Genomic DNA, 17,908 nt, shown 5'->3' with positions numbered 1-17,908 from the left:
GCTGCCCGGCGATATGTAGCGCCTGCGCATGTCGTCGAAGCTCATTCGTTGCGTTGCGCGCCGGCCAGATCGCCGGACGGATAGACACGCAGATCGATGGTAGCGCGATCGCCTTCGGCGAGCCTGTCGTCGATAACCGTGAGATGCGCATTTTGCAGCCCTTTCTGAAGCTTCTGCAGGTAATACTCGAAGAGAAATGCGGGACCGCCGAGCCTCGACGCGTCGAGGTCGGCCTCGAAATCGACTTGCTGCACGCGAGCGCGAGCGAGCGTATCCGCGGCCTCGGCGCCTGCGCGCGCGACGTCTTGCAGCGCCTGCTCCTGCGCATCGCCGAGTTCACTGGCGGCATAGGCGCGCGCGAGCGCCACACTTGCCTGCGCGCTCAGCTGCGCGGCTTGCACGCTGTGGTAAGCAGCGGCCGCGCCCGCCGGCGGATGAATGCTTTCGATCACGACAGCCAGGACTTCGACGCCGGCGCCGAGCCTGTCGAGCTGTCCCTGCACGCCCGCGCGCACGCTTGCCGCCATGGCGGTCTGACTCGCTTCGAGCAACGACTCGAGCGTGTGCGAAGCGAGGTATCGCACGACCTCGCGATTGGCAATTGAGCGCACCGAGGCCTCGACGTCAGCGGCGCGATAAAGCGCGGCGCGCGCGTCGGCGTCCGAGGCCCCGACTCGATAGTCAAGTCTGACATCTGCACTGACGACCTGAAAGTTCTGCTGCTCACCGCTCGCGCCCGCGATGACCTGAGTCGTCTCCCACGGATGGGCGACGTCCCAGAGCCGGTTCAGTTGCTCGGGTGTACGGTCGTCGGCACGCGCAAAAGGCGCGGCGATGCTGCTGTCGTCGGCACTTCCCGAAACGATGACCTGATGGACCGCGCCGTTGTCGACGAGTCGCGCCGCACCGAACGGCCATGGCAGCCCGACGTGCAGGCCCGGCTGCAAGACGGCGACGGGTGCGCCGAATCGTTCGTAGACTGCGCGCTGATCGGGCCCGAGGATAACGACCGAAGTGAGCAACCACGCGCACGCGCCGATTCCGGCTAACGTCGCCGGCAAGAGGCGCACGAAGCTCTGCAGCACCCAGTTTTGCCGGAAATCAACGCCGTACTGGTTGCGTAGTCCGGCCGCAAGCGCGGCGAACGGCGACGGATGCAAGCGAAGCATGCCGGCCAACGCACTCGCCGGCACAGGCGGCGAGCCTGTACGCGAGGCCTTCGGCAAGAACCAGAACAGCGCGGCGCGCACCGCCAGCTCGAGCGCGATCACCGCATTGAACGCCGCAACTGTGCGCAACGCCCAATCGAGCGCGGTGTGGCGGTACGCAAGCCATGCGCTCGCCGCGGCGGCGGCAAGCGAGGTCAAAAGCACAACACGCAGCATGCGCGCAAGCGATGCCGCCATCGGCGACCCCTCCGCTTGTGCCTGAAAGAAGCGTTCGGCAACGAGCACGAGAAACGCGTGAACGAGCAGGAATGTGCCGGCGACGACGGCGGGCGCCGGCGAAATCGCCGCGCGAACCAACGCAGCAGGGCCGAAGAGCCGCCAAGCCACTGCAGCGATCGCCACCGATGCGCACGCGAACGCACATGCACCCCATGGCTGCCAAGGAATCGAACGAACAACGACGAAGAGCGCCACTCTGCCGCGCTGGTGACGTACGGATCGCCACAGCGCCTTAGCGAGAAGGCGCCAGTCGCGCTTGCGTGTCGGTCGCGCAACGCGGTGGAAAAGCGCAAGACGCGCGCCGTTTGCGACGACGAAAGCATTGAGCCACGCGCTCGCGAGCGGCGCGCCCCAGCGGACGTCGACCGGCAGAGCGCCGGCGAGGCTTGCGAGCGCGAAGGCGACCCCAAGTCCGGCCGCTATTCGTCCGGCCCACTGGTAGTCGGCGATCTGCCGATGCTCATGCGTTCGTTCATGCCTCGCCAGTAACGACATCCCATCCCCTTTGCCAACGTTGCAAACGGTGTGCTTCGCGGCGCCGGAAACCGCGCGTGACGCCGAATGTAGCTTGCCGGCAGATGGAACTCAAGGTTCGGAGCGAGCTGGTTACTCGGAGCCCAGGATTGTAACGTCGCTCGATCAGCCTCCGAAATCGACGAGCGCGCACAGGATTAAGCGTTCGGCCTCGTGCGGTATGTACGCTGCTTGGTGGGCGCCTCAATCGTTATCGGTGCGCCGGTGTTATACATCGTTAGCAGCATCGCATGATCACGTCGTTAGCACGGGTCGAGAGGTCAGGAGCAACAAGAATCGCTTGAATTTCGGGCCGCGACACTGCAAGGATCAGACGACGATCGACACGTTTGGTTGGGATCGACAGGACGGACGTGTCCAAGCCGGCAAAAATCCCGACTGGATTTAGTGAGCCCGCCGCCGTCGGCATAGTACCCAGGATCGATTTCGCTCGCGACGCGCAGAGCGCTGAGGGGATGCAGTTGTCTGGACCGGCCCGCCTCTCCCCCAACACGAGATCCGCAAGAGCGAGGTTGTGGGCTCTTCTCGATAAGCCGAACGCCCTCACCAGCCCGGCGCGGCTCCTCTGCCCGAAGGTTTGCTCACGAAGAACGGACACTGTACTTTGTCCTCGATCCGAACGCGAATGCGGCCAACACGGACGATTGACAAACCGTAGCCAGTAGACTACAGTTTGAACATGATCGAACTGCGCAAGACCCCTGAATTTGCCTGCTGGCTTGATGACTTGCGGAACCTCCGCGCGCGTGCCCGCATTCAGGTCCGTCTCCAGCGGCTCGCGGACGGCAATCCCGGCGACGTCAAGCCGGATGGCGAAGGCGTTTCGGAGTTGCGCATCGACTACGGCCCCGGATACCCCGTGTACTTCACACAGCGGCGCGGCGTCTGGATTTTGCTGCCGTGCGGCGGCGATAAGCGCACACAGGACAGCGACATCAAACAGGCGCTCCGCATGACTCGCGAACTGGAGGTTTGAAACATGGCAACTACGACTACGCGATACGACGTTGCCGAACATCTGCGCAACGAAGAGGAAATGCGTCTATACATCGAAGCCGCATTCGAAGAGGCGGGCGACGATGCCGCGTTCATCGCCAAGGCGCTCGGCGACGTAGCCCGCGCGCGTGGTATGACGCAGGTTGCCCGCGATGCGGGCCTTTCCCGCGAAAGCTTGTACAAGGCGTTATCCGGCGAGCGAAGCCCCGACTTCTCGACCATGCTCAAGGTTATACGCGCACTCGGCTTACGTCTGCATCCTGAGCCATTGTCCGCGTGACGTGCTGCAGAACGCCTACGCACGAGCACTCGTGAAAGCCGATAGGCCTATGACGAGAGCGACTAGTGCATGCCTGTCGCACGTCCGATTCCGGGATGCGGCGGAAGTGAGCACCGGCTTGCGCTATGTGATTGGTATTTTCCTAGTCGCAAATCGCGATGATCTGATTCAACTGCTCACATGCAGCCGCGAACACCTCGTCCGGCACGCGCTTCCAAGGATGCGCTTTCGCGCCCCGCGCTCGCCAGTCGAACGACTTCGGCTGATGGCCTAGCACGTAACTTGTGACGTTTTTCGGCCCTTTGAACTTGATCGCAAACGGGTTCGTGTCGTTGAACTCGGCGGTCGTCATCGGGAGTCCGATGACGATGCCCGTCCGCTCGTTGAACACCTTGGGCGACAGGACCAGCATGGGATGCAGATCAATCATCTCGCGGCCCACGTGGGGGTTGCAGTCGATCCAAATGATGTCGCGACGATCGGGCGCCCACAAAGCTCCCGCCATCAGAACACCTCCGCACCGATGCGGCCGGTGGCCATCGCCTCGCCACCATGCTTCACGGGGTCGAACTTCGCCAGCTTCTCCTCGAGCGTCAGCTTGCGCGGCCCCACTGGGCGCACCGTCACGCCGATCTCATCCGCCGAAACCTCGACCTCCTGATCCACCTCGAAATGCGCAGACCGCGCGACTGCCGCAGGAATGCGGACTGCCAGGCTGTTTCCCCATTTCTGGATCGTAAGCGTTGCCGTTTTTGCCATGATGCAAACCTCCTTGTAACGTCTAAACAAGTCTAGCAACGCGTCTAAACGTCATTCGTAGCGACGTCGCGACCATGGCGGCCACACGCAATCTCTACCCCCAACTGATGGGGCGATCGTGCGAGTGGCGCTGAGAGGAAGCAAGAAGATCGCCCCCCCAATTCCCCCGTCCGGCAAGGGTTTGAGAGATTGTCTGGGATTTGGCGAGAACGCCTGAGAAGCTTGACTGGCGGAGAGAGGGACAGTCAAGTAACGTCCGGAAAGCCCCGTCAGTTATGGATTCCACTTCAGGCAGACGCCCTTACCCACAAACCTACCCCCAAACCCAAAATCGGCTCGCGTCTTGCGGAAATTGTGGGAAAAGCGCTGACTGATTTGCGTTTGGCGACGACCGCGCTGCTGCCGCGTTCATGGCAAGGCGCCTGGGTATGTCCCTGGCGCGATGTGAGCGAGCACCGCGGCGGCAGACAGGGCGCCGAGCATAGCGATCGCCTCGGCCCTTAAGATGATCAAGAACGAATTAGTGGCGCCTCCTCCTACGTTTCCTCGTATGCGCGGTAGATAGACGTACCTATTGACGCCGCCCAAGACGGTCGCGACCGCGACAAGAACAAGTTTGACGTCGAGAATGATGCCCCACTCGCTCCGTCCGAGTGGCGCGAGAGAGCCCCCAAGCCCGCGATCGGCATTGTAAATGCCCGTCACGATGACCAGCGAGAAGGCAACGAGAGCGACGCGGGACAATTGCCCGACGAACCGAGAGAGAGCTTCGCCGGGCGACGCCGCGCGTAGCGTGGGCAATATGGAATACCCACTGGCGATCACTAGCCCGGCCCAGGCAGCGGTTGCGCAGAGATGCACCCAGTGAATCCACTCCGGCATAGCGAAGTCGCCGGCATCGGCCGCATGGCTCGACGCCGCCTTGCTGAACGCGAAGACTGCGGCGGCGAGCAGCGCGACGCTCATCGGGGCTGGCCGTCCAAACCACGGTGACACGGCCAGCAACCCTGCCCAGACGATGAGCGCAACAAACCCGGAGAGCCACGCTGCGCCAAAATGCGATTCAGTCAACACCGGCACGATCAATGCAAACGCGACACGCAACGCCGACCCACTCATCAGTGCTGCTTCCAGGACCAAATTGGCGACATCCGCAACGATCAGGATCGCGACGCCAACGATCGCAAACCATCGCAGCCCCCCGCGCGTGAGCGGCGACGCGCCGTGCAACATCAGTCCGATGAGACACGCACCAACGGCGAATGCAAACGACATGTTGGCAGCGGCCGCCATGATCGACGCGAACATCGACGCCGCATCCATCACTTCACTCTGAACGAATAGTCGCCATGCGTTCGATGCCCGTCCGAGGCGACGGCCACCCAATACACGGTGTACTTGTCGGGCGGCAACGCTGGTGGCGCAACGCTAATTGACTTCTTGTCGTTCGGGTCAATTGCGGACTTGGCCGTGTTGACTTGCTTGCCCGTCGAATTGCTGACCGTCAGCGAACTGAATGTGGGCTCGAGTGTACCGTCAAACACGATCGTCACGTTTGGGGGCGCCGCCACTTCCGCGCCGGCCGGGGGCGTCTGCGTTTGCGGGAACACATGCGCGAAAGCTGATGACGCGGTCAGGATGCCGATTGCGATGGCCACTGCGCATGAGCCGCGACGAAGACGCTTGAATTGAGGCATCGCTATTCTCCCTTTCCGAAAAGCGGTTTGCCGATGGTGTTGGGGAACACGTCATCGAGGTAAAGATGCGCCTGCAGCAGGACGCCGACGCCCGTTCCGCTTGCATGATTGACCGGAATCTGCGCCTCCACGCCGAACTGGCCCCAGCGATTGAGCCACATCACGCCGGGATTGATCGTCCCGGTCGTGTGGCCCGAACACGGGCTGGCGGTACAGGTGCTCATCGGAAACTCGACGACCGGGATCAGGTACTTGAACGGCGCCTTGAGTCCCACGTCCTGCACGAAGGTCTGCAGATACGGCAGGCTGTATTGCACGGTGACGCCCCAGCTCAACGAATTCGGATCGGCGCTGTTCAACGTTATGCGCGGGCCGACGGTCCCCGTGATTGCCAGCGGCTTCAGGTATTTCAGGCTATCGGGCAGGTCGCCGAATCCCTTGCCGAGGTAAAGCGTCGGCGTCACGGCCGAGTGCGGATTGGCGATCGAATGTGCGCCGGTCCCGCCAAGCTCCGCGAACGCACCGAGCGAGGCCATGAACTCGTGTTTTTCATTCACGTAGAAGCGGTACTTGGCGCCGACTTGCCAATTGTCGAAGCCGCGCGCCGAGCCGCCATTCGGCGCGTTGATATTGACGTAAGTGCCTGTCACGGAAAGCTGGAAACTGGGCGTGATCCGCTTGTCCCATTCGAGCGTCGTCGTGTTGTTGTTCTGCTTGTCGCCGTCACCCGTGTCGGATTGGAGGTGGCCGAAATCGAGGTTGAGTTCATCCCCGACGCCGGGATCGTCGACCGCCATGGTGGCCGGGAATACGCGATCGCCTGCCACCGCATGGGCTGAGGCATCGAATGAAAAAAGGCAAGGAGCGAGCGCGCACAGCGCTGCGGCGCCCCGTTTGAGAGTGGTTCGCATGTTCAAGTCCTGATTGAATGAATGACATGTCGCCGCGAAAGACGCGCGACGGCTCCGAGATGTCGTTTGCCGACCTCGCGGGAAAGGCGTCACCAAAGATCAGGACAAGGCGGGTGGCGCGCGCGGTTGAGCCGTCGTCAGGACCGTGTACGGACGGAATGCGGCGGTTGTGACGGGCGGGGGGAACTCAGTGCGCTGCGCCGCAGCGCTGAGCGCCACGCGCACGCCTGGCAACGCGGGCGTGTGCGTGATGAATCCGCAATATGGGCACGCGTCGCAAAGCGACGACGAATCGGAACCGTGATGGTGAGTAGGGGACCCTGCGTGGCCAAGCGGGGTTTGGGCCGCCAGATGATGCGCGTGATGCCAGTGATGCGAGGGGCGCTCAGTGTCGGCATGCGCGCGAAGCAGCACCTGAGATACCGTCGGCGCGGCCATGCTCAGCAGGATGGCGAGCATCCCGAGTAAAGCCCCGATCTTCTGACGGTGGCGGCTGAGCATGACGGGTCAACGAGATGTCGACGGAAATACTCTGGATAAAATTCCCGACAGCTTAGCTGCGGCTTACGACAGATAAAACAGTGATATCCCGCCTCGCAATACCCGTGAATTGCTCTCCGGTCGATGGGGGTTCCAGTCCGACGAACGGTTACCGTGTCGGTCACGATGTCGGCTTAGTACGGTCGATCTCGACAGCGCGCCGGAGGGCTCTGGATCGGCGCCCTCCGGCAACGCCGGTTACTCAAGGACTCACAATACGTGCGATTGCGGTTTGAAATGTGAGCGACAACGGCATACCGCGCTCCGAGCGACAGGCCGTCCGTGCTGTAACGCTGATCGGCAAAGCGCTCGTTGTTGTAACAGAAGCCGAGCTTGTACGCACCCGGCAATCCGCCCGCCTGCGCGGGTGCGCGCTTGCCGGCGGCTGATTGATTGCGTAATGCACTTGGATATGACATCAGGAATATGGCGGAGCTGTGAAGCCCGCCCCGCTTCGTTAAAACCACCAGCTCAGACGTAACGCCCCGTCGAGTTCGCTACCGGTCGACGTGGCGACCAACATCGCGACGAGCGCGACGGCTACGACGATCACCGCAAGAATGGCGTAGCCAGTGGGCGTCAGCGGACCACCGATATAGACAGCCCGTAGCGCGGCACGTGCCGCCGTCTTGGCGGTCCCACAGACGACAGACGGCGCAACCAGAAGATGCGCGCGGGCGGCATATCCGACGATCCGCGCGGCCCAATCCTCGCGTGCACGCCTCGCTTTAGTCGGGTTTGTCACCTTCCGGCATAAAGGAGCCGGGTATTTCCGGCATATAGGCGCCAGTAGAAGCGGGTAGAAACGAGCATCTTTGTGGGTTCAAGAATGGGTGGTTTAGCTGCCGTTTGCAAGGTTCAAGTGATGCTCTGGAAGGTGCCGCGGGCTTCGCTCGCATCTCGGGCGTCTCTTTATCCATGGCGCTAGCAGTTCCTCGCCGCTGAATATGGGCAAGTTGTCCCGCCCCGCTCGAGTCTCGCCACACCTTCCGCTACGTCAGCAGCCAGCCGTCCGCCCGCGTCATCGTCATCTTTTTCATTCTTCTACCCTCGTTGAGTCGCAATGCATTGTCCTGCACGACTCAGCGTACGTCGAGCGCGTTGGCGGTTATGTCAAATTCGTTACACGCCGCACACCCGGCGCACAGTCCAACAACGCTCATCCGCCCGAGCTTCGATGCGCCTGTGGCATCGGCTTGACTTTTACTCAATATTGAGTAGATTACTCAAGATCGAGTGAGGCGGCCATGGGCCTGAAAAAAGCACGTACCGAACTGCGGTTGACGCAACAAGATATGGCCAAGCACCTGGGCGTATCACAGCAATCGATCGCCCGATGGGAGGGACCGGGGGGCAAGATCCCGGCAAACCATCTCAAGGACCTTGCCGTACTTATTGGATGCAGCGTAAATGACTTGCTGGGCAAATCGCGCAAGACATTGGTTGACGAGGATTCGGACATCCCATATGGGACGCTTCATATTCGGTTCCGTCCATGCGCAGCATCTTTTGATCTGCGACGCAGGCGCGATCCCGAGGCGTCAGCTAGCGAAGTTTCCGAGCGGGACCGCTATTTCCCGATCACCGCTGGTGAACGACGGCGGCTTTCGTTGGTCCTCAATGGTGGAGGGGTGAGTTCAAAGGGTGTCGGCTGGTTTTGCTTCACCAGCCTCGACAACCGACAGGTATTCGTCAACGCCCGTCAGATAGAGCGGATCGCACTGGTTAGCGACGATATTGAAGCAATGCCTTCGTACGAACACGAAGAAGTGTATAAATTGGCGCGCGAGCTCGCCATCGGGGACGAACTGAGCGAAGAGGAGCTAGAAAATGAGTCATCGCCTTATTCGAAGTCGCTCTTACAGAAGGCCCGCGGCGTACTTAATGCACTAGGTGGCGAAGACAAGGCATGGCTCTGGTTTGACGGAGTTGCTGTCGACACTGCTAGGGGCGAGCGCGCGTTTTTTGGGCTAGAAAACGAGACACTCTCGGATTTGCATTGCCTTGAACTCGAGGGCGAACATGCCCACAGCGATACATTCGTGAACCTGTACTCACAGGGCTACCGTCGAAGCACTCTCTTTCGGCTGGGGTCGCTCAGGTCAATTGATGTGGCTTGGAATCGGTACTCCGAGTGGCTGGCAGAGAATGACTGATATGTACTCAACTCAAAGCCCCTCTACTTCGGCGCCGTGCTCGGCAAGCCATGTTTTTCGTCGGTCAAAGTCCGGCATCGCTCGTTCAACTCGCCGCCAGAACTCGGGGGTGTGATGGGGCTCATGCAGATGGGCCATTTCATGCACGACGACGTACTCGGCAATGCGCGCGGGCAGGAGGATCGTCTTCCAGTGAAAGTACAGTCGTGAGCCCTTGCCGCATGAGCCCCAGCGGTAGCCGAGATCCTGTACGCGCACGCTGGCCGGGTTCACTTCCATCCGGGCCGCATACTCCCCCACCTTCTCCGACAGCCAACGTGTCGCCCGATCGCAATACCAGCGGATCAAATGCTGCCGGCCTTCCGCGACGAGCCGACTAGACATCAAGAAGCGACCGCTCTGTAGCTTGACTGCTACATCGAGTTCGGGAACCAGACGCAGCCGATAACTGCGCCCGAGATACAGAAATCCCTCGCCGTCCGTGAATTCTTTGCGTCGTACCTCGCGGCTGAGCGCCTCCCTGCGCGCCAATTGCTTGTAGACCCACATGCGCTTGCGCAGTACGAAGTCGCGGAGTGCAGCCTCGTCAACTCCCGGCGGGGCAGAGAGAATGAGGTCACCGTCACGATCCAACGTAATTTCAAGCGATCGCCGCGCAGCACTGCGGCGCACTTGAAATCGCAGATCGTTCACCGACAACGTCTTCATACGCTTACCAACTGAGCGTGGTTCGCGCGGGCCAGTTCCATGAGCTTGTCGACCAGCGCTTCGATCCCGGGTGTCGGTAATAACCGCGACCGCATCAGTAGCTCGAAGATACGGCTGCTCAACGCATCCTGTGCTGGGCGTCGCGTCGGGCGCCAAAAGTTCGGCGTCAACTCGGCCGAGATCATGTCCACGGCCTCGACCGCCAAGTCGACGAGGCGCTGGCGTTCGGCCTCACTCAACTCATCTTCCCCGACGGCCGCGTCCACCATCAGACGCAAAAAGGGACCGTAGTGCTCTGGGAGATCGGGCAAGCGATCGTCATGTGCAGCACGCCCGCTCTGGATCTGATCGATCAAGCCTTGCAGGGCAGCGGCAAGCTCATCCCACTGCTCGCCGACTTGGTCGAGTAGGTCGCGAAGCCGTTCACTGAGCTTCCGATACGTGACCGGGTCCTGATCCATGTGCTCTCGGATATGCGCACGGATCGCATGCTCCATCTCGGACGCCTTGGCGCGGTCGTTGGGTTCCCGGGCGACCTTGGCCGCAAACTCCGCATCGGTCAACGACACCGGTGGGATTTTCGGGTCGACCCCCATCGACAGCACATGATCGTCGATCAGCTTGCGTACCTTCGCCCCAACGTCTTTGCCGAGCACCGGCGTGTCGCGGTAGCGATTACGGGCGCGCGCATAGATGAAGGCGAGCAGCTTGGCGTCAGGGGCGAACGGCAATCCTTCAGGGCGCGGCAGCACGACGTCGAGCATCTCGAGGAACTGCTTGAGCTTCACGGTGAACTCGGCGCGCAGGCGCTCGTCGTTTAGAACCTCGACGCACGACTCGTGATCGGCGAGGTTCTCGATCCCGCGTTGGCGGAACAGATCGACGACGCGGATGTGACGGTCACGCAGCACCGGCAGCTCGTCCTTCAGGCTTTGCAGCGCGCCCTCGATGTCGCCGGCGGCGTACACGGCGAGCGCCTCCTTCAGATGGTGCGCGAGCCCAAAATAGTCAACAACGATGCCGAACCGCTTGCCATATCCAGTGCGATTCACTCGAGCGATCGTTTGAAGCAACTCAGCTTCGCGGATCGGGCGATCAAGGTACATGACGCCTTCGATCGGTGCGTCGAACCCCGTCAGCAACATCGATTTGACGATCAAGAATGCGAGCGTGTCGGTCTTGCTGGGATCGGCATGAAAGAGAGGTCTTTTGAAGCGCTCGATGCGCGTCTCCTGCGCCGAGCCATCGGTCCACTGCTTCCATGCCGGGTCGTCGTTGTTGCTGCCCGAAAAGATGGGGGCGAATTCGAGGGCCTGCAATGTTTCGCGGTAGCGCCATGCCTGCACCTGCGCCTGAATGTCCCGCGGCCGGCTGCACAGCGATTCGTCGTCGAGCGCTTTGTGTTCGGGGCTCAGTGCTTGCGCTTGGACGAGCAGCTCATCGCGCGCGGCCAGGAACGCCTCACGGTATCGCACGACTGCCAGCCGGCTGTATGCGACCACCTGCGCCTTAAAGCCGTTCGGCAAGATGTTGGTGACGTAATGGCGCAGCATGTCGCGCGCCTTGTCCGCGATGAGCGCGGGCGCTTCGAAAATCTGCCCCTTGGTGGCGTATTTCTGCCGAATGGCCTCCAGTTCCTCGGGGGTTTGATCGCGAAACAGGTCTTCGAACAGCTCGTCGAGGTTCGCCCCGTCTTTCACCACGCCATGTGCTGTACGGCCTTCATAGAGGATCGGGACGATCGCGCCGTCGGCCTCGGCCTCGCGAATCGTGTAGCGATCGATAAACTCGCCAAAAATCTCGTGCGTTCGCTTCTTCTCCCCCATCAGGATGGGGGTGCCGGTAAAGCCGATGCGAGCGGCATTGGGAAGGCCCGCTTGGAGGCAGCGTGCAGATCACCCGCCTGGCTCCTGTGCGCCTCGTCGATGAGCACGAGAATGGTGTCGTCGGCGTTGATCACATCCTGCGTCGCCATCTGGGGCACCTGGGCATGACCAAGTGGGTCGTCCGCCGACGCGGAATCGCTCGCCATGTCGCCGCCGCGCTGCTTCTGAATCATCCCGAACACGAGTCCTGGTCCGTGGGCGCGTAGCAGCCGCCGCAGGCCATTCGCGGTCGTCGCCTTCTCTACCGTCTCGTTCGTCAGCGAGGCTGTGCCGGAGAGCTGTTTCTCGAGGTCGGTGCGGTCGGTGACAATCACCACCTTAAAGCGGCGAAGCTTTGGGTCGGTGCGCAGTTTTCGCACGAGAAACACCATGGTCAAACTCTTGCCTGATCCCTGGGTGTGCCAGATGATGCCGTCGCGGCGATCATATTCACCGTCCTCGAGCCGTGTTTTACCCGTGCGAAGACGCTTGATCGCGTGCATCACGGCGCGGTATTGCTGGTAACGACACAACGCCTTGACTGTTTGTCCGTCCACCTGCATGAACAAAATGAAGTGGCGTACCACGTCCAGCAGGGTTCGCTTGTCGAGAAGGCCGGCAATGAGCCGCTCCTGCTCCGACAGCTGCGGTTTGCTGAGCGCAGCAGCGACTTCCTCTTCTGTGCGCGGGACTACCGTTTTCCACGCCGCATAGTGGCGAAACGCCGCGCCAATCGTCCCGACGCGTGCCTCGTCAAAGCTCGTCGCGATCAGCAGCTGGTTCGTGTGAAAGAGCGTCTCGTTGCCTTCGTTGTCGTCGACTTCGTGATCTGCGTGGCGCTGGTTCGTATAGCGTCGCAACTGGTCGACTGCCTCGGCTAGCGGCTCGGGAATCGACGGGCTTTTGCATTCGACGACCACCAGCGGGATGCCATTCACCAGCAGCACGAGGTCTGGCACGATGAATGCCTTGCCGCTGTTGTAGCCGGGGGGACAGTCCACGCGGTACTGGTTGACGACCGTGAACTCGTTGCGTTCAGCATGTTCCCAATCGATGTAATGAATGGTTTGGCCGCGCCCACCATCCCACCCCGGCAGACCCTCGGCCGTCACGCCCTTGATCAGCAGCTCAGTGGCCTTTTGATTGGACTCCATTAGCTTATGTGTCCCGAGCCGAGTGAGGACCGATACAGCTTCGGAGACGCGCGCCTCGTCAAGCCACGGCTGGCCCCCGGGGCCGAGATTCAAGGCGTGCAACTGTTTGCGCAGCACACCTCCTTGAATGACCTCAGCAAAACTGGTCCGACCGCTGAGGGCCGGGTCGTCGATGTCGCCCTCCAGGTGCGTCCAGTTCAGTTGCTTGAGTTGGAGGACGAACGGTTTTTCTACTTCTTCGAGTTCCCAGCCCATAAAGATCCCCGTCGTGTGTTCGTTTTATTGCTGCTCCAGCAGCGGTGTGACACGAACCCGGCCTGTGAGTAGGTCGTCCATTAGGGCGGATTTAAATGCGCGGAGCTTTTGTAGCTCACTTTGCTCCGATGACACCCGCCCGTCCACGGAATCGAGCTTCTCCATAATTCGGTATTGTTCCGGCAAACTCGGACACTCGATTGGAAAGGCTTTCAACTGCGTCGAGTTAATCGAGGCCAAATTCGTGGACTGCTTTGAAGAAAGGACAAAGAACGCCTTGCCTCGCGGCGAGGCCGAATACGCCGCGAGGTAGTCAGGTACTAAGACCTCTCGATTGCACCGAACTCGAAATACGTGGTTCTGGTGAAGGCAAGGATTTATCTGCGCCCGCCAGACAGTTCCGCGCCCAAGTTTGTCGTAGTCGCCGCCCTCATTCATCAGAACATCACCATCGGCAAGCGCGAAGCGTTCAATTTCGTCACGAAGAACCACCACCGTCTTGATATCGCTCAGGTCGACATAGCCATCCTGAACGTTTGCCACTCGAAGGTACGGCAGTTCAATGGCCCCGTGACCGGTTAGACTTCTTCCTAGCGTTACGCCGCTGTTGATAGCAGCGACATCCCCCAGATTCAAAACCCCCCACTCGTTCGGAATCCATCCCAGCGGCGACTCTTTGTAAAGATGCGGCGCCTCGGAGGGGGGCAGGCGCAGTTCCCCGTTCTCGTCGACCCCGCGCGTCAGCAGGTCGTGCAGCAGACCCTGCTTGACGAGCTTGAGCTTATCAATGATCGCATCGGTTTCGCGGATGGCGGTGGCGAGGGTGTCGAGGATTTGCGCGATCTTGCGCTGCTCGCTCGCATTCGGCAGCGGTATTCTCCTTGCCCGAACGGTTGCGCCGTTAATGTTTGCCTGCGTGGTCTGGCCAGAAAAACGGACCCAATCCGGTCTGATGTACTCGAGATGGTGGTACAGGTAATCGGGATGACAAGAAAATGGAGGAATCAGCGCGCACAGCGCTTGATTTGCTGCTAGTTCGCATGCCGTAACTTTGGTCGCTCCGATGGTGCCGTACATAGAGACCAAGATCGTGCCGATTGGGTACCTTTTGGCCGCAGACTCCTTTAAAGCAGAGGCTGTGATTTGAAGCTCGCACTGCTCGAGGTATTTCGATCTAGCCCGAGTTAAATCCTCAGTTTTCGCGAAAGGGATACCGTTGTGCTCGGTGTAGTAACGCGGACTCCCCGACGTCGGAGTTCCCCCGCTCGTGACATGTCGCGCGATATCTGCCAACGGCATAGCTGGCCAGTCATCTGGCCATTGGTGTCGCGGCTCATACATACCCCAGCCCCTTCAAGAATCCTTGCAATGCCGTCGCCGCCGCATCGCGCTCGCTTTCGATCTCGGTCAGGGTCACCCGGTATTTGTCCCACCAGTTCTCGAAAGCAGCGACGATCCCCTTGCGACGGGCAGCGATGTAGCGGTCAACGATCGCATGCATGTCGTTGTGCAGGATGGTCAACAGTAGCGCGCCAGCTCCGGCCTCGTCCAGCGCGTCAACGGCCGAGTTCAGTTGATGCACGAAGCCCTGCTCTTTGGCCTTGAGTTGCTTTTTCAGCTCCGCCAGTTCCCGTTTCCACTCCCTGACCTGCGCTTCATCGACGGTTGGCTCAGCGTCATTGTCGTCAGCCTCATCGCTGTCAGCATCTGAATCCACATCGGCCGTCGCGGACTTGATCTGTGCGTCCAACTCTGCCTTCCTTGCATCCAGTTCCGCGAGCGCTTCGATGAAGTCAGCCATCAGGAATTTCACGAGCTTGTGCTCGTGAGGGTTATCCTTCGACTTGTCGTCATCTAGCGCCGTTAGGATGCTAGTGCGCCACGCGTCGACGACCCCCTTGAAGCCGCGGGCCATCAGCGTGAGAAACTCGTACTTCGCGCTTTCCCAGAAGCCGGCAATGATCCCCGCCACCTGGAATCGATCGAGCATGCCGAGCGGCTCGAGCGCGGCACTGAAGCTTTCCAGGAGATCGTTGCGAACAGCGACGAACCCCTGCCCAGTGGCCAACGAGCGAATGCGCGGGCTATGGTCATTCCACCAGGCATTGAAGGTTTCGCGAACCGCTTTTTCTCGCGCCACGACGCCTGGATGCTGCTCGATCAGGGGTTTGATCGACTGACGACTCGTGAGTTCGGAACGGAAATCCAGGTATCCCGCGCTCTTTCCGTCGTCCCCGCTGGGGATCAGCAGTGCCCCAAGGTCGAGCCCGTGAGCCGCAAAGAGCATAGCTCTTTCTTCGACCTCGGACTTTGGCACACCACCGACAAGATGCGCACGGACGTCATGTGGCTCGGGCTGCGGCGCATTATCCGCGTAGCGACGGATGTTCAGGTTGTAGTCGTTCTCACGCAGCGTCGCGATGCTGACGATCGCCGAGAAGCCCGGCACTTCGGCGAACGCGTCGAATGTGCTGACAATTTTCTCGATGTGCTCGGGCAGTAGGTAGTTCTGCGCACGGCCCTCGAAGTATTCCCGGTCCGCATTGATGAACAGCACTTTGCCTTGGCGGTCCCCTGGCTTGCCGCTTGCGTTCCCGAGCCGCTGACGCAGAACCAGGATGCATGCGGGGATGCCCGTCCCGTAGAACAGGTTGGCCGGCAACCCAATCACCGCCTCGACCAAATCGGCCTCGATCATCGCCTTGCGGATAGCGCCTTCCTCGCCGCCCCGAAAAAGCACGCCATGCGGCATCACTGTGGCGAGCTGCCCCCCGTCCCGCAGCACCGCGACCATGTGCTGCAGGAACATTAGATCCGCCTTTTTGCTGCCGAGCGAGACTTCGCCATACTTGAACCGTTCGGCGCGAAATTTGGGCGCCCAGACCGCTTGACCGGCCCGGTCGGTGTCCGTGGTCCCCCAGTTGATTGAGAACGGCGGATTGCTCAGAACTCGGTCGAACCGCATCAACTCGCCGCCCTCAACGTGCTGCGGCTCAGACAGCGTGTCCTCGTTTCGCAGATCGGCAGTGGCGATGCCGTGAAGCAGCATATTCATCTTGGCGATCGACCATACCGTACCGTTGGCCTCCTGCCCATACAGTTCCGCTCGGCTGCCGTCTTGCCCGTGCTCGTCGATGTACTCCTTCGAGAGGATCAACATACCGCCCGATCCGACGCAGGGGTCGTAAATGCTGTGGTTCTGCTGAGGCTTCAATAGGCGGACCATCATGCGCACGACCGACCGGGGGGTGTAGAACTCGCCGCCCTTTTTGCCCGCTGAGTCCGCGAACTCCCTGATCAGATACTCATACGCCGCACCGAGCAGGTCGGGAAACTCGAAGTCATCGTTGCGCAGCCGATGCACGCTGAAGTGCGTAATGAGCTGACGCAGCTTGATGTCGGGGATCTTCGCCTGCCCGACCTTCCGCGAGAAGTCGATATGCTCAAGCACCTCGCCCAAGCTGCTGTTGTTAGTCTCTAGCCCGGCAAGAGCGCGGTTCAAAAACCCACCGACGTCCTGATGTGCTTCGTTGACGAGGTAGTCCCACCGTGAATGAGGCGGGACATAAAACGACTCGCCGTACCACCGCTTCAGCTCGGCACTCTTGGCGGCGTCGGCCTCAGTCTTGCCTCCCTCGAGTTCGTTGAGGATGACCTGCTCCCGCCGCTGGTCGAAAACGTCCGAACATCGCTTCAGGAACAGCATGCCGAAGATGTATTCCTTGAATTCCGAAGCGTCCATCTTGCCGCGCAGGATGTCAGCAGCCTTGAAGAGATGTCGCTCGAGTTGGGAAAGTGTAAGGGGCATGTCGTTGCTTTGATAGATTTCAACTGGAGGACATTTTGAGATGGCGAAATTGTACCGACTCACGCCGCCCGAATCGACATAGCCGCCACGCGCCAGTTCGGTGGCCGCGCGCGCTTAGCGCACGAAGCGCGTCCCCCGGCACCTGTCATGAAAGCGCGCGATTTTCTGACACCCCCATTCGCCGGAAGCGGCCAGCGCGGAGCGGCTGGTTTTCGCGCTTTGCCTGCTTCGCGGTCAAGCAATGCGCACTGCGTGTATTCAACTGGATTTCCCGAGACAATGGCAAAAACGGCCCTTGCTCTATATGAGGTGCGTCAAGAGGCCCCCGGGGGTACCCCTAGCGGGTCCATACCCGCCCCCTACCCCTGTACCCCACTCTATCAACCGCTACTCCACAGCCCGCGCGGTCGCGTGATGGATCCGGCAACATCAAGGGCATGGCTCGGTATCTCACGGCGGTACGCTAGCCGTGGCGACGTATCAGCCAAAGGCGATCGTCGAGACGCTTGAACTTGCTGAGGGCGAGGTGTAACGTCCCTAAACATCATCGCGCGACCGGAAGCGGCGCGTGGATGGTGGGATAAACGGTGGGAAATGCGAGTCGCTCTGGGTTAGAGCCTTGTCCGACCAGGGGATGACGGCGATTACTGGCGGAGAGAGGGGAGACAAATGTCGGCCGCAAAGGCGCGCCGCGTATGGATTCCAGTTCCGCGATTCCCTTCTACCCACAACACGAGAGCCGCACGAGCAGGGTTCGAGTTGTCGGCTCTTGTCGATAAGCCGGACACCCTCCGCAG

Annotated in this window: 14 protein-coding genes and 1 pseudogene; 3 read left to right on the top strand and 12 right to left on the bottom strand. The window is 60.7% G+C overall.

Annotated elements, in window-relative coordinates:
• Nucleotides 1-41: 41 nt before the first annotated feature.
• Nucleotides 42-1,943: a protease modulator HflK gene (gene hflK / locus C9I57_RS30505; protein WP_107154251.1), complete on the bottom strand. Its 1,902-nt coding sequence runs from the start codon at nt 1,941-1,943 to the stop codon at nt 42-44.
• Nucleotides 1,944-2,661: 718 nt separating this feature from the next.
• Between hflK and C9I57_RS30495 the strand changes: the two genes are divergently transcribed.
• Both C9I57_RS30495 and C9I57_RS30490 read left to right on the top strand, forming a co-directional pair.
• Entirely contained in the window at nt 2,662-2,958 is a 297-nt protein-coding gene (locus C9I57_RS30495; RefSeq protein WP_107154249.1) for a type II toxin-antitoxin system RelE/ParE family toxin, read from the top strand.
• Nucleotides 2,959-2,961: 3 nt separating this feature from the next.
• Nucleotides 2,962-3,258, top strand: a complete 297-nt coding sequence (locus tag C9I57_RS30490; protein ID WP_018440900.1) for an addiction module antidote protein — start codon at nt 2,962-2,964, stop codon at nt 3,256-3,258.
• Between the two features lie 142 nt (nt 3,259-3,400).
• On the opposite strand, the gene C9I57_RS30485 is transcribed toward C9I57_RS30490, so the two are convergent.
• The 7 genes from C9I57_RS30485 to C9I57_RS30455 all read right to left on the bottom strand — a co-directional run bounded on the left by C9I57_RS30485 (nt 3,401) and on the right by C9I57_RS30455 (nt 7,910).
• Nucleotides 3,401-3,763 (bottom strand): type II toxin-antitoxin system PemK/MazF family toxin, encoded by a 363-nt coding sequence (locus C9I57_RS30485; RefSeq protein ID WP_107154248.1) that lies wholly within the window; start codon nt 3,761-3,763, stop codon nt 3,401-3,403.
• Entirely contained in the window at nt 3,763-4,017 is a 255-nt protein-coding gene (locus C9I57_RS30480; protein WP_107154247.1) for an AbrB/MazE/SpoVT family DNA-binding domain-containing protein, read from the bottom strand. Before C9I57_RS30480 ends, C9I57_RS30485 begins: the two co-directional genes overlap by 1 nt.
• 408 nt (nt 4,018-4,425) lie before the next feature.
• On the bottom strand, nt 4,426-5,325 hold the full coding sequence (locus C9I57_RS30475; protein ID WP_181322014.1) for a copper resistance D family protein: 900 nt from the start codon (nt 5,323-5,325) through the stop codon (nt 4,426-4,428).
• A gap of 14 nt (nt 5,326-5,339) precedes the next feature.
• On the bottom strand, nt 5,340-5,714 hold the full coding sequence (locus tag C9I57_RS30470) for a copper resistance CopC family protein (RefSeq protein ID WP_107154245.1): 375 nt from the start codon (nt 5,712-5,714) through the stop codon (nt 5,340-5,342).
• 2 nt (nt 5,715-5,716) lie between these two features.
• On the bottom strand, nt 5,717-6,625 hold the full coding sequence (locus tag C9I57_RS30465) for a hypothetical protein (protein WP_258187909.1): 909 nt from the start codon (nt 6,623-6,625) through the stop codon (nt 5,717-5,719).
• A 99-nt stretch (nt 6,626-6,724) separates the two neighbouring features.
• Nucleotides 6,725-7,126 (bottom strand): DUF2946 domain-containing protein, encoded by a 402-nt coding sequence (locus C9I57_RS30460; RefSeq protein WP_107154243.1) that lies wholly within the window; start codon nt 7,124-7,126, stop codon nt 6,725-6,727.
• A 496-nt stretch (nt 7,127-7,622) separates the two neighbouring features.
• Complete coding sequence (locus C9I57_RS30455) at nt 7,623-7,910, bottom strand: hypothetical protein (protein WP_107154242.1); 288 nt, start codon at nt 7,908-7,910, stop codon at nt 7,623-7,625.
• A gap of 502 nt (nt 7,911-8,412) precedes the next feature.
• On the opposite strand from C9I57_RS30455, the gene C9I57_RS30450 reads away from it, so the two are divergent.
• Complete coding sequence (locus tag C9I57_RS30450; RefSeq protein WP_107154241.1) at nt 8,413-9,321, top strand: helix-turn-helix domain-containing protein; 909 nt, start codon at nt 8,413-8,415, stop codon at nt 9,319-9,321.
• Nucleotides 9,322-9,333: 12 nt separating this feature from the next.
• Here the strand turns inward: C9I57_RS30450 and C9I57_RS30445 are convergent, their stop codons facing one another.
• The 4 genes and pseudogenes from C9I57_RS30445 to C9I57_RS30430 all read right to left on the bottom strand — a co-directional run bounded on the left by C9I57_RS30445 (nt 9,334) and on the right by C9I57_RS30430 (nt 17,111).
• The gene (locus C9I57_RS30445) at nt 9,334-10,029 is read right to left on the bottom strand and encodes a M48 family metallopeptidase (protein WP_107154240.1); all 696 of its coding nucleotides are present in this window, start codon (nt 10,027-10,029) and stop codon (nt 9,334-9,336) included.
• A pseudogene (locus C9I57_RS30440) lies at nt 10,029-13,244 on the bottom strand (type I restriction endonuclease); the annotation flags it as partial. The gene C9I57_RS30445 and the pseudogene C9I57_RS30440, both read right to left, overlap by 1 nt.
• Before the next feature lie 83 nt (nt 13,245-13,327).
• Nucleotides 13,328-14,602, bottom strand: coding sequence for a restriction endonuclease subunit S (locus C9I57_RS30435; RefSeq protein WP_440130260.1), 1,275 nt, complete (start codon nt 14,600-14,602; stop codon nt 13,328-13,330).
• Nucleotides 14,603-14,636: 34 nt separating this feature from the next.
• The gene (locus C9I57_RS30430) at nt 14,637-17,111 is read right to left on the bottom strand and encodes a type I restriction-modification system subunit M (RefSeq protein ID WP_107154238.1); all 2,475 of its coding nucleotides are present in this window, start codon (nt 17,109-17,111) and stop codon (nt 14,637-14,639) included.
• Between the last annotated feature and the right edge of the window lie 797 nt (nt 17,112-17,908).

Origin of the sequence: Trinickia symbiotica (assembly GCF_003028655.1) — a bacterium.
GTDB classification, from domain to species: domain Bacteria; phylum Pseudomonadota; class Gammaproteobacteria; order Burkholderiales; family Burkholderiaceae; genus Trinickia; species Trinickia symbiotica_A.
The sequence above is the reverse complement of the archived record's forward strand: the minus strand, read 5'-3'. Positions and strand labels throughout refer to the sequence as shown.